At 63.1% G+C, this 12,599-nt stretch carries 13 protein-coding genes; 1 reads left to right on the top strand and 12 read right to left on the bottom strand.

Going from position 1 to position 12,599, the window contains the following annotated elements; translation table 11 throughout:
- Positions 1-82 precede the first annotated feature (82 nt).
- A complete protein-coding gene (locus B0G73_RS29605; protein ID WP_106284717.1) occupies positions 83-1,150 on the top strand; it encodes a catalase in 1,068 nt (355 codons plus the stop codon).
- Between the two features lie 63 nt (positions 1,151-1,213).
- Here the strand turns inward: B0G73_RS29605 and B0G73_RS29600 are convergent, their stop codons facing one another.
- From B0G73_RS29600 to B0G73_RS29545, 12 genes are all read right to left on the bottom strand, one after another.
- Positions 1,214-2,347 carry a porin gene (locus B0G73_RS29600; RefSeq protein WP_106284716.1) on the bottom strand — a complete coding sequence of 378 codons (1,134 nt, stop codon included), beginning with the start codon at positions 2,345-2,347 and terminating at the stop codon, positions 1,214-1,216.
- Between the two features lie 2 nt (positions 2,348-2,349).
- The gene (locus B0G73_RS29595) at positions 2,350-2,712 is read right to left on the bottom strand and encodes a Rieske 2Fe-2S domain-containing protein (RefSeq protein ID WP_106284715.1); all 363 of its coding nucleotides are present in this window, start codon (positions 2,710-2,712) and stop codon (positions 2,350-2,352) included.
- Between the two features lie 12 nt (positions 2,713-2,724).
- Entirely contained in the window at positions 2,725-3,600 is an 876-nt protein-coding gene (locus B0G73_RS29590; protein ID WP_106284714.1) for an intradiol ring-cleavage dioxygenase, read from the bottom strand.
- Positions 3,597-4,688: a branched-chain amino acid ABC transporter permease gene (locus B0G73_RS29585; protein ID WP_258193804.1), complete on the bottom strand. Its 1,092-nt coding sequence runs from the start codon at positions 4,686-4,688 to the stop codon at positions 3,597-3,599. Before B0G73_RS29585 ends, B0G73_RS29590 begins: the two co-directional genes overlap by 4 nt.
- Positions 4,689-4,698: 10 nt before the next feature.
- Complete coding sequence (locus tag B0G73_RS29580) at positions 4,699-5,565, bottom strand: branched-chain amino acid ABC transporter permease (protein WP_106284713.1); 867 nt, start codon at positions 5,563-5,565, stop codon at positions 4,699-4,701.
- Complete coding sequence (locus B0G73_RS29575; RefSeq protein ID WP_106284712.1) at positions 5,562-6,272, bottom strand: ABC transporter ATP-binding protein; 711 nt, start codon at positions 6,270-6,272, stop codon at positions 5,562-5,564. The genes B0G73_RS29580 and B0G73_RS29575 overlap by 4 nt, the downstream gene beginning before the upstream one ends.
- 2 nt (positions 6,273-6,274) lie before the next feature.
- A complete protein-coding gene (locus tag B0G73_RS29570; RefSeq protein WP_106284711.1) occupies positions 6,275-6,997 on the bottom strand; it encodes an ABC transporter ATP-binding protein in 723 nt (240 codons plus the stop codon).
- A gap of 20 nt (positions 6,998-7,017) precedes the next feature.
- A complete protein-coding gene (locus B0G73_RS29565) occupies positions 7,018-8,307 on the bottom strand; it encodes an ABC transporter substrate-binding protein (protein ID WP_106284710.1) in 1,290 nt (429 codons plus the stop codon).
- 40 nt (positions 8,308-8,347) lie between these two features.
- A complete protein-coding gene (locus B0G73_RS29560; RefSeq protein ID WP_106284709.1) occupies positions 8,348-9,406 on the bottom strand; it encodes a maleylacetate reductase in 1,059 nt (352 codons plus the stop codon).
- A 6-nt stretch (positions 9,407-9,412) separates the two neighbouring features.
- The gene (locus B0G73_RS29555; protein WP_106284708.1) at positions 9,413-10,876 is read right to left on the bottom strand and encodes an aldehyde dehydrogenase family protein; all 1,464 of its coding nucleotides are present in this window, start codon (positions 10,874-10,876) and stop codon (positions 9,413-9,415) included.
- Positions 10,877-10,970: 94 nt separating this feature from the next.
- Positions 10,971-11,966 (bottom strand): hydroxyquinol 1,2-dioxygenase, encoded by a 996-nt coding sequence (locus B0G73_RS29550; protein ID WP_106284707.1) that lies wholly within the window; start codon positions 11,964-11,966, stop codon positions 10,971-10,973.
- Between the two features lie 35 nt (positions 11,967-12,001).
- Positions 12,002-12,493: a hydroxyquinol 1,2-dioxygenase gene (locus B0G73_RS29545; protein WP_106284706.1), complete on the bottom strand. Its 492-nt coding sequence runs from the start codon at positions 12,491-12,493 to the stop codon at positions 12,002-12,004.
- Between the last annotated feature and the right edge of the window lie 106 nt (positions 12,494-12,599).

Raw genomic sequence — 12,599 nt, 5'->3', positions numbered from 1 at the left:
CCAGCAGTGGCACTTCTGCCAATGCAGCGCGGCGCAGGCCTGGACGCATTCCCATCGCAGCGAATCTTGATGGAGGACGAGCATGGCCAACGACTCCCCCGACATGGCAGAACGCGGCACCGGCTGGATCGACCAACCCGACAATGCTCAGGCGATCGCGCTGCTGGTCGAGAAAATCAAGGCACAGCAGGCGATGATTGCCGCGAGCAGCGCCACTCATCTGGACGGACGCGTCGACCGCGGCCAGCATCAGAAGCAAACGCTCGGCGCCTTCGGCACGCTGCGGATCTTCGAAACGATACCCATCGCGCTCAAGCATGGTCCTTTCGCGAAGCAGGACGATCTGGAGCGCTCGCTTTGCTATCGGGTCGCCTGCCGTTTTTCGAACGGCCAGCCCTGCCCTTTCTCCGACCAGGCCGTGGATGTTCGCGGTGTCGCCATCAAGTTCTTCACCGCCGAAGGCATGGAAACCGACCTCCTCATGACCAACGAGGGCGGCCGTTCGCACGCACGAAACGCGGTGCAATTCATGGACTTCGCCGATATCCTCGTCGCCCAGATCGCCAGAGGCGCGCGTGGAGCACTGGAGCAAGCGTCGATCGAACTATTGAACGGCACGCTGGGCCCCGCCGAAACGGCACGTATCGTCGCGATCCTGGCCAGGGAAACGACGCTGCGCTCCGTCGAAAGCCTGACGACCGAGCGGTTCTGGGGCTCGGTCGTGAAGCTCGGACCCGCAGCCATCAAGTACTCGCTGCAACCCGAAGACGCCACGGCGCCAGGCACCGACGGCGACCGTCACGGCGACGACTATCTGCGCGAAGACCTGTTGAACCGCCTGCAAAAAGCTCCGCTCAAGTGGCAACTCTGCGCACAGTTCTTCGTGGATGAAGAAAGCACGCCGGTCAACGATGCATCGGTGGTATGGGCCGGGTCGCCGATTGCGATCGGCGTGCTGGAGATTGCGTCACCGCCTTCCGCCGACGACGAAGCGCGCATCAACCAGATGGCATTCAACCCGGCCAACGGCTTCGAACCGCTCGGCATCACGCACGCCCGAAAAGACGTCTACGCGGCCAGCGCCGCGAATCGCAAGGACCGGGGCGTCTTGTCGAGCGAGGAGGCGCGCCGCTGCATTGGGCCAGTGTGAAACCTCTTGCGCCCTAAGCGGATCATCGTGAAGCCTCTCGACAAAACCGTGCGCCCTGTCTTGTCAAAAGCTCGTACGCAAACCAATGCGCGCAAGCGTCTGTGACCGGTTGCTCGCCGCGCCATCCGGTTGCAGCAGACCGTTGATCCATGCCCGCGTCACAGCCGCGTCGCCACTGGCGCGCTGATAGATCGCTTCGACATAAGCGGTGGTGCGTTTCGAAAAGTTGTACTGCAACGCGGTGGTGACCTGTTGCGCCTTGTTGTTTAGCAGCACGTCGTTGCCCTTCATGTACGCGTAGTCGAGACCGAGCGTCCACGGACCTGAAATCGTCCACGACGCACCGCCCTTGTAGACATCGATCTTCGCGCCGCTCGCGGTATTTTTCGTATTGGTATAGAGCAGCATTCCCAGCACGCTGCCGAAATTGTAGTGCGCGCCGAAGCCGAAATTGCGGATGCCGTCGTGACCATCGCCCAAGTGCGGATACTTCACTTCGACATACGCCGCGCCGATGCCCAACGGGCCGTTCGCATAGTTCGCGCCGAAGCTGATAGTCGAGTCCGACGAGAACGAGCCGGGCACGCCACCGAATCCATACAGCGCGCCGAACGTGAAACCCGAGATGTCCGGGCTGCGATACTTGACCGAGTTTCCTACTCGCGTAGCGCCCGCCATGCGGTCGAAATCGAATGAACCGGTCGGATTATTCGGCACACCCAGCGCGGTGAACGGCCCCTGGCGAAAATCGTAGATGCCGCCGAAGAGGAACGCACCGTCATACAGTCCGAGCGTCAGCGTCTCGAACATGAAGTCGTACTGGTTGCCGAAGGTAAGCGAGCCGAAGCGGTCGTTGGTGAGACCGACGAGCGCCGTGCGGTTGAAGATCTGCCCTGCGCCCGGAATCGTCGCGCCGCTGCCCAGATCGAACTGCGACGTGAGTTCGAAAATCGCCTTGTTGCCGCCGCCCAGATCTTCACTGCCTTTGAACGTCAGCAAGTCCGGCGACAGCACGCCGCTGTCGAACAGCGTCGCGGCGCCGCCATGCTGGTTATTCACATACGTGACGCCCGCATCGATCACGCCTTGCAGCGTCACGCTGCTTTGCGCGCCGGCTATATTCGGCACGAGACCCGGCGCGATGCAGGCGAACGTGCAGCCTGCGATAGCCAGGCGCTTCGGCTTTCTACTCTTCATGCTTATCCCCTGCAGTCGTTGTTGAATATCTGTCGTCGTTCGATGCGGATATCGACCGGCGTGAGCGATGCCCCCTCGCACGGGCCATCGATGCACAGGCCGTCTTCGAAGCGGAACATCGCGCTGTGATGCGCGCACATCAGCAATTCGGCGTCGTAGGCCCAGAACGTGTTCGGTTCGTAGTTCAGTGGAATCGAAAAATGCGGGCACATGTTGCGGTACGCCCATGCGTCGTCGCCGCGGCGCAGAACCACAACGCCTGGCGCGCCGGCCTGCCCGGCGGGGATTTCAAGCGCGCCGCCGTCGGGAATGTCATCGAGCGCGCAGAGAAAGCCTTGGCTAGGTTCGGGATTCGCCGCGTTCATCGCCTCGTCTCCTTACGCGTGCTGATCGGACAGCACGAAGTCGCGCTGTACTTCGAAGAACGGGCTCGGCAGCGCCCACTCTTTTGCGGCGGCTGCGTCGTGGTTCGGCACGTAGTCGATCACGAGCGACGGCTTCGAGCCGAACACCGCGTCGGAGTGGACGTAGGGATCTCCCTCGGAGTACAGCGCAGTGATCAGCGTCTCGTAGCCGGGCGCAACGATCAGGAAATGGATGTGGGCCGGCCGCATGGGATGACGCCCGCTCGCCATCAGCATCTGTCCGACCGGGCCGTCGGTCGGAATGGGATAGCTGGTCGGCTTGATGGTCCTGAACGCGTATTCGCCGTTCGGCCCCGAGCGAAATTTGCCGCGCAGGTTGCTCTCGGGCTGGTCGGGATCCTGGCCTTCATACATGCCGTTGTTCGCCGTTTCCCACACCTCGATCAACGCGCCGGCCACCGGCGCGCCGCGCTCATCGACGAGGCGGCCATGAATCAGCGTCGGCTCGCCTTCCGTGCGGGCGATGTTGGCGCCGAATTCTTCTTCCTTCGCGCCTTCGCGATAGAACGGGCCGAGCAGGCTGCTTTCGGTGGTGACACCGCCGCGCCCGTGATTGATCGCATCGACCATGATCGACAGGCCGAGCGTGTCCGACAGCAGGATGAACTCCTGGCGGATACCTTTGCACATTTTGCCCGTGGCTGTCAGAACCTCGATGCCGCGAAGCCATTCGTCGCCGGTCAGTTCAACTTCGCGGGCGAAAGCATGCAGGTGTCTAACCAGCGCGGTCATGATCTGCTTGAGGCGTGGATCGGTGCAATCGGCGAACGTGTCGAGCACGTTCTGCGTCAATGGATGAATGGTCTTATCGTTCATGGTTGGCCTCATGCGCGGTGTGCCGCCGAGCCCGCGTTGAGCGAATCCGACGCGCCGTCCGGCGAGCGTTGTTGAGACGGACCGGCGTCGCGAAACACGACGCGCCGGCCCACGGGGAAGAGTTGCAGGCCGTAGCGGTGTGAGACGAAGCCCCACAGCCCTTGCGGAAAGAACAGGGTCACGACGATCGCCAGCGCGCCGAGGCCGATCAGATACCAGCTGCCGAAATCGGACAGGAACCGGTTCAGCAGGAAGAAGATCAGCGCGCCGATGATCGGCCCTTCGAGCGTGCCCAGCCCGCCGATCATCACGATGAAAATGCCGAACGCGCTCCAGTTCACCGAGAACGCGGCGTCGGGCGAAATGCGCAGGTTGCCGATGAAGTACAGGCCGCCCGCCAACGCGGTGCCGCACGCCGACACCAGATAGACAATCAGGCGCGCGCGCTTCACGTCCACACCCTGGCTGCTGGCGGCCACCGCGTTGTCGCGCATCGCAGTGAGTGCGAGACCGGCTTTCGAGCGTAGAAACAGATACAGCAGGCCGATCGCCGCCGCGACGATAGCGAGCGCGAGCCACAGCGTCAGCGATTCGCGCAGCGCACGTGTTACCTCTTGCAATGCGGTGAGACTCGTGCCCGAGCCGCCGCCGAGCACCGAGACGTTCGCCACCGTGAGCCGGAACACTTCGGCGATCACCCACGTGCCGATCGCGAAGTAGCCGCCTTCGAGGCGGAACGCCACCATCGACACGGGAATCGCCACCACCGTCGCGATCACGGCCGCAATCGGCACCGCGATAAACGGCGAGATGCCGCAGTAGTTGGCGAGAATCAGCATGCCGTAGCCGCCGATGCCGAAGAATGCCTGCTGGCCGATCGACACCATCCCGCCATAACCCGCCAGCAGGTTCCACATCAACGCGAATACCAGGTAGGACGCCAACTGTACGAAGTCGCGCATCGCATCGCGTCCGCCCCACCAGGGCGCGCTCGCCACCGCCAGCGCGACGATCAGCAGCACGATCACCGCCACACGGCTCGCACGCGTCGCGCGCCGCACCTCGAAGCCCGCTGCGGGCCGGTTCAATTGCATGGTCATGTCGAAGCCTCTATGCGGTTTTGGGCAGCAAGCCCTGCGGCCGCGCCACCAGCACGCCGAGAAACACCACGTGGCCGAGCCAGATGCCCCAGCCGGGGTCGAAGTAAAAGCCCACCTGCTGCGCGATACCGAGCGCCATGCCGCCCACGAAAGTGCCCCAGAACGACCCCATGCCGCCGATGATCACGGCCTCGAACGCATACAGCAGCAGCGCCGGGCCATCGCTCGGCGACACCGCCGTGCGCATCGAATACAGCGCCGCGGCCACCGCGATCAGCACGAAGGCGATGCCCATCGCCAGCGCGTAGGTGCGGCGATACGAGACACCCATCAGTTGCACGATCTCGCGATCGTCCGAAGTGGCGCGAAACGCGCGGCCAAGCGGCGTGCGGCCGAACAGCCACTGCATCGCGAAGGCAAGCGCCACCGTCGCCACCAGCGTGACGAGCGGCAGATAGCCGAGCGTGATGCCGCCCGCGAGCGTGATGCTGCGCGACTCGAAACTGCCGGTGGCGATCGAGCGCGGGTCCGCCGAGAAAATCTGCTGCAACACGTTCTGAATCACGATCGACAGACCGAACGTGACGATCAGCGACGGCAGCGGATCGCGGCTGCTGACGCGGTTCAAAAGCGCGAATTGCACGCCATAGCCCGCGCCGAACGCGATCACGAGCAACAGCACCAGCGCGACGGCGAGCGGCAGATGAGTGAAACTCGTCAACGCGAACAGCACGAACACCAGCAGCACGATAAAGTCGCCATGCGCGGTATTGGTGAGCCGCATCACGCCGAACACCAGCGACTGACCCATCGCGAAGAGCCCGTAAAGCGCGCCCAACAGCACGCCCTGCACGACGATATTGATGAACGTGTTCATGCGGCCACTCCGAAATACGCCTGCGTGATCGCCTCGTCGGATACCTCGGCCGATACGCCGGTCAACGAAACGCGCCCTTCCTGCAGGCAATAAAAACGCGATGAGACGCGGCGTGCGAGTTGCACATCCTGTTCGACGACGATCGCGCTCATGCCATGCGCGACGATCTCGGGCAACGCCGCATAGATTTCGCGGACGATCACCGGCGCGAGGCCGAGCGAAAGTTCATCGCACATCAGCAGATCGGGATTGCTCATCAAGGCGCGGCCAATCGCCACCATCTGTTGCTGACCGCCCGACAACGCGGTGGCGGCGTGATGGCGGCGCTCCCGCAGCGCCGGGAACAGCGTATAGACGCTTTGCAGATTCCAGCGTCCCGGCCGCTTGCTGAACGCGCCGAGCAACAGGTTCTCTTCGACGGTCAAACTCGCGAACAGGCGCCGCCCTTCCGGCACCAACGCAATGCCCTTGCCGACGATGCTCGCTGCCGCCGCCCCGCCAATCGGCTCGCCGCGATACAGAATCTGCCCGGCATTGCGCGGGCGCAGCAGGCCCGCCACCGATTTCAGAAAGGTCGATTTACCCGCACCGTTCGATCCGATCAGCGCGACTACTTCGCCCGGCGCGACCGCCACGTCGATGCCGAACAGCGCCTGGAAGTCGCCGTAAAACGCGCTCAGCGCGCGTGTTTCCAATAGTGCCGACATGGTCAAGCCTCCAGTCCGAGATACACGCGCCGCACTTCGGGGTCGTCCATCACGGCGGCAGGCAGACCTTCCGCGAGCCGCTTGCCGAAGTTGATGACGAGCAGCCGGTCGGCCACCGCGAGCAGCGCATGCACAACATGTTCGATCCACACGATCGTCACGCCACGCTCCTTGACGCGCCGAATCTCGTCGACAAGGGCGTGCGTTTCAGGTTCGGTGAGACCGCCGGCGATCTCGTCGAGCAGCAGCAGTTGCGGTTGCGTCGCGAGCGCGCGAGCCAGTTCGAGGCGCTTGCGGTCGAGCAGCCCCAGCGTTCCGGCCAACTGGTTGGCGCGGGCCTTGAGGCCGGTGCGTTCGAGCACGTCGGCGCAGACGTCGTAGGCGGCGTGGCCGGTCAGTTCACCGCCGAAGGTGGCGCCGACCAGCAGGTTTTCGAACACAGTCATTCCGCCGAACGGCCTCGGCACCTGATACGAGCGGCCGATCCCCGCCGCGCAACGGCGATGCGGCGGCAAGTGATTCACATCGGCGCCGTCGAATTCGACGCTGCCCTGATCGGGCCGCACGTCGCCGCTGACGAGGTTGAACAGCGTGGTCTTGCCGGCGCCGTTCGGGCCGAGAATGCCGTAGGTTTCGCCGCGTTCGACCGCGAAGCTGATGTCGTCGGTCACCTGTAGCGCGCCGTAACGCTTCGACACGCCGGTGAGTCTGAGCACAGGGTTCATCACTGCTCTCCGCGTTGAGTTCAAGCGATCAGCTTCAGCGGGCCGGATAGCGGCACGCTCGGCGCGAGCTGGTTGTTGACGATGGCGAGATCGAAAGGATGCTTTTGACCTTTCACCCATTGGCCGCCGACAAGCGGCGTCTTCGCGACGTTCTTCACCGGACCGCTGCCCCACGCGACATGACCGACCAGCGTATCGAGCTTCGTCGAGGCCACCGCATCACGGATCGCTTCGTTCGAGTCGATGTCTTTCGCGCGCTTCAATGAATCGACGGCGATTTCGAATAGCGCATGCGCGAAGCCGATTGGTTGAGTCCATTGCTTCGAGGTGACGCGCTCGTAGTCGTCGGCAACTTGCCGCGCGCTTTGCCCCGTTAGCGACGATTTGAACGGATGCGAGGGCGACCACCACACTTCGGTGGAGAGTCCGTCGCCGAGATTGCCGAGCGCTTCGATCGAGGTCGGGAACAACAGCGCTTTGCCGATCGAAATGACTTTAGGCTTCAGACCTTGCTGACGCGCCTGAACGAGAAAATTCTTGGCGTCGGGCGGAATCACGACGCCCGTGACGATCTGCGCATTCGATTGCTTGAAAGAGGAAATCTGCGCGGAGAAGTCCTGCGTCATGCTCTGGAAGCGGCCGGGGTCCTTCAGCGTGAAGCCCTTCTGCGCGAGCACCGGCGGAAAGCCGAGCTTCGCGTCGCCCCAGGCGTTGCCGTCGCCGTCGTTGGGGAAAAGACCGCCTACGCTGTGATTGGTCTGCACCGACTGCCACATGCCGGTATAGACAGTGATCACATCCTCCAGTCCCCAGAAGAAGTGATAGGTGAAGCGGAAGCCCTTCTTCGGATCGCCCTTTCTGCCGAAGAACCACGGCTGCCACGGCACTACCGTCGAAACGCACGGCATCTCGTTCAGCTCGCATGCGTCGCTCACGGGATTGGCGGTTTCCGGCGTGCCGGACACCAGCATGATGTCGACCTTGTCCTTGAGGATCAGATCATTGGCGACTTCGCCGGCGCGATTCGGATTCGACTGGCTGTCCTTGACGACAATCGACACCGGATACGTTTTACCGCCGATCACGATGCCGTTTTTCAGCGCCGTCTGCATCTGCTGGATCGTGAAGCGGTCCGCCTCGCCGAATGGCGCGAGCGGCCCCGTTTGCGGCGATACGTAGCCGATTTTCAGCGTGCGCGGGCCGGCCGCGAAAACGAGTGGCGAGAACGCCGAAGTCGTGGCGGCGAGCGCGCCGCCGGCCGCGAGGCTGACAAAGCGGCGGCGCCTCGCATCAAAAGTATGTGAGTCCATGGTTGTCTCCTGAATTTTTTGTATGAGTGAGGTAAGCGCGCTAGTCCGGCCGTCGGCCGTCGAAGGCGGCCTCGAGTAAGGCGCGAAGCGGTATTCGCTCGACCGGCCGCGGATTCCAGTACGGGTTCTTCAAGGCGAGATCGAGTGCGGCATCGAGATCGGTTGCGCTCAGGCCAATGTCTTTCAGCGCCGTCGGCGCACCGTGGTCGCGTGCGAGATCGAACACGGCTTGCGCGGCATCGTCGGCGTGCAATGCGTGCGCGATACGCTTCATCGCCTCGGGCGCTGCCGCACGGTTGTAGGCGAGCACATGCGGCAGCACGATGGTGTGCGTCTCAGCGTGCGGCAGATTGAAGGCGCCGCCAAGCGTATGGCACAGCTTGTGATGCAAGGCCATGCGGACACTGCCGAGCACCGCGCCGCATAGCCAGGCGCCATACAGGCAATTGCCGCGCGCGGCGAGGTCTTCCGGTTGTTGCATCACGCGAGGCAGCCCTTGGCCGAGCGCGCGAATACCCTCTTCTGCCATCAGGCTGATGATCGGATTCGCGTCCTGTGCGTAGAGCCCTTCCGCCGCGTGGGCGATCGCGTTGATACCGCTCGTCAACGACAATGCGGGTGGCAGCGACGTCGTCAACGCCGGGTCGTAGATCACCGTTTTCGGCAGCACGCGCAGATCGCGGCCGGTCTTCTTGATGCCGTTCTCGGTGAGGCCGTAGATCGGTGTCATCTCCGAGCCTGCATACGTGGTCGGAATCGCGATGATCGGCAGCGAGGTTTCCAGCGCGATCGCTTTGCCGAGTCCCGTCGTGGAACCGCCGCCTATCGCGATCGCGCAGTCGGCGCCGACACTTGCGGCAAAGTCCCGTGCCGCGCGTGCGGTTTCGACCGGCACGTGCATGACGGCTTCGGCATAGACGCCCGCCGCACGCGAGCCGAGGCTTGCCGCGAGCGCTTCGGCCTGCGCACGCTGTTGCGGCGTGGACAGCACGATCGCCCGCGTGGCGCCGAGCAAACCGATCTCGCGATCGAGCTGCTCAAGACTGCCCGCGCCGAAAATCACGCGTGACGGCAGGCCGTTATAGATGAACGGTTCCATGGTGGCTCAGCGCGGATAGTAAGGCGGAATCTGCGCATCCACGTTGACCCAGACAGACTTGGGCTGTGTATATTCGCGCATCGCTTCGAAGCCCATTTCGCGGCCGTAGCCGCTTGCGCCGACGCCGCCGAATGGCGACGCGGGACTCACGCGCTTGTAGCAGTTGATCCACACCATGCCGGCGCGAATCTCGCGCGCCACGAGGTGCGCGCGTTGCAGATCGCGTGTCCACAGACCCGCGCCGAGACCGTATTCGGTGCCGTTCGCGATAGCGAGTGCTTCTTCGTCGGTGCGGAATCGGGTGACCGTCATGAACGGCCCGAACACTTCTTCCTGCGAGACCCGATCCTCCGGCTTCGCTTCGACGATTGTCGGCTCGACATAGCAACCGTTGGCGAGCGCGGCATTGTCCGGCGCTTTGCCTCCTGCTAGCACGCGACCACCCTGTTCGCGGGCGACATCGACGAACGACAGCACGCGGTCGCGGTGCTGACGCGAAGTGAGCGGCCCCATCTCGGTCGACGGATCGAGCGGATCGCCGATCTTGATCGTGCGGCTCAATGCGGCGAACTTTTCGAGCACTTCGTCGGCGATCGATTCATGCACGATCATCCGCGAGCCGGCAATGCACGCCTGCCCCTGGTTGTGGAAGATCGCGAATGCTGAGCCTTGCACCACGGCGTCGATATTGGCGTCGCCGAATACGATGTTCGCGCCCTTGCCGCCGAGTTCGAGCTGCACCTTCTTCAGATTGCCGCTCGACGCCTGCACGATCTTGCGGCCCACTGCGGTCGAACCGGTGAAGGCGACCTTGCTGATCTCCGGATGTTCGGCAATGTACTGACCCGCTACATGGCCGAGGCCCGGCAGAATATTGACGACGCCTTCCGGAAAACCCACTTCGGCCATCAGTTCGGCAATCGCGAGACTCGACAACGGTGTGAGTTCGGCGGGCTTCATGATCACGCAGTTGCCCGCGGCAAGCGCCGGCGCCATCTTCCAGCTCGTGAACATCAACGGGAAATTCCACGGCACCACTTGCCCGACGATGCCGACCGGCTCGCGGGTCATATAGTTCAGAAAGCCCTGCTCGACCGGAATCACCGAACCTTCGAACTTGTCGGCCATGCCGCCGAAATAGCGAAACGTGGCTGCCGTGCGTGGCACGTCGAGATTGCGCGTATCGCGGATCGGGTGGCCCGTATCGAGCGATTCGAGGCGCGCGAGTTGATCGGCATTCGCTTCGATCGCGTCGGCCAGTTTGAGAAGGAGGCGCCCGCGCTCCATCGCAGCGAGATTGCTCCACTTCGGAAACGCCGCCTTCGCCGCCGCGACGGCGCGATCGACATCGGCCGGGCCCGCCATCGCGACCTCGGCGATCACCGAGTTGTCGTGCGGATTGAGGGAGGCGAGCGTTTCGCCGTTTGCAGCCGGCACGAAGCGGCCGCCGATGAAGAGTTGCGTTTGCATGACAGTCCTGAGCAAGTAAAACCTGGACGCGACTTTCCCCGCGGCGCCAGCGGTCCGGCGCCGTTCGATCGACGATCAGGGGAATGCCGGAGAGTTACATCTGGATCGGATACGGCGGCAGTTCACCGCTTTCGTAACGCTTGGGCAGATCGGGCGTGGCGTTCTCCCACACCAGCAGCATCGAACGCTTCTGCGAGTAGCCTTTGTGGCGGATATCGGCCGGCATCGCGGCGATATCGCCCGCGTTCATGGTGATGCGTGCGCGCGGCTCGCCGCTGTCCTTGTCGGCGACGTCCCAGATGATCTGGTCGGACAGTTGCAGGAACCACTCGACGCGGTCGTTGCCGTGAAACACCGGCAGCACGAATTCCTCGGTGGTCGGGCAGAACAGGCTCTGCTGGCACACCGACGTGACCGATGGATTCCACGTCACGTCCGAGCGCGACAGGTATTTAAAAAGACTGAACGCATGCAGCGCGCCTTCAAAACCCGGCTCGGCGTAAATCTCAGGTTCGTCCTGACCGACGTCGGCAAACTGGCGATTGACGGGCAGGTCGTCGCGCAACGGCGAGTCGCCTTCGAGGCCCGGCATGCGTTTGGTGGCGATCCGCGTACGCTCGATCGCGGCAATGTTATCGCCGTGTTTCGTGCCGAATGCGGAGCCGGTTTCTTCCGGCGCGGCGAACGGGTCGAAGCCTTCGTTGACCCAGTCCTTCAGGATCGCCTTGAAGGTCGCCATGATGAGCGGCGTGTCGAACTGCTGCGTATGATCGACACCTGCTTCCTTGAAGCTCGCGTTAAATGCGCCGGCGTACATGTCGACCTTGCCGTAGTGATTGCGCGTGCCGATCACTTCGTCGAAGTTGACCCAGCCGTAGAAGAAACCCCACGCCACATCGCGCATCATCGCGCGCAGGAAGTCGTCGGCGTGCAACTGGTGCGAGCGGATCTGGCCTTTGGCCGGCCATCTGACGGTGGCGAAGTAAGCGTCGCGGCTGAATTCGAAATCGCCGAGGCAGAAGGTGCGATAACCGGTGACCGCGTCGGCCTCGCTCGCGGTGACGTTTTGCAGGGTGCTGAGTTTGTCCATGATGGGCTCCGGATGGATCGATCGTGTAGAGGGATTCAGTGGATGCAGATGTCGGCCCACTTCTCGACCGAATAGCGTCCGAGGATCGTCTGCACGAGCAGCACGCCTTTAGTCCTCGCTTCGAAGCGATAGGCGGCGCCCGCGGGCAGCAGCGCCTGATGGCCGCGACGCAGCCGCACATGTCCCATCGACTGGCCCGACGGCTGGCCTTCCAGGCGCACGCTGCCTTCGGTCTGCGCGTCGACCAGCGGGCCATCTGAGGGCTTGATGAAATAGATGTCGATCTCGCCGTCGAGCACGACCGCGAACTCATCGTGCGACGCAGCAAACCACGGCGACGATCCTTCCGCGCGCAGCGTCTCGATCACATACTTGAGATTCTTGCCGACAACGACTTTCTCGTAGGGTTCTGCACGGCTCGCTACGTCGAACACATTCGACATTGCGTAATGTTCCGGTTTGCCCTTGATGATTTCGATGGAGCCTTTCCGAAAGTTGTCCAGGCTGCCGAACCAGGTTTGTTGCATGTCTGCCTCCAATTGATCCACGAATGCTTTGCTTGCATCGAAGATTAAGCGGCGGCAGGCGCTACAGCAATGTTCCGAGGGTCGGGAAACGCGAACCTTGGGTGCG

The sequence above is a fragment of the Paraburkholderia sp. BL25I1N1 genome (genome assembly GCF_003002025.1).
GTDB lineage: Bacteria > Pseudomonadota > Gammaproteobacteria > Burkholderiales > Burkholderiaceae > Paraburkholderia.
Note: the sequence above shows the minus strand (reverse complement) of the source record. Positions and strands in the feature narration are given on the sequence as shown.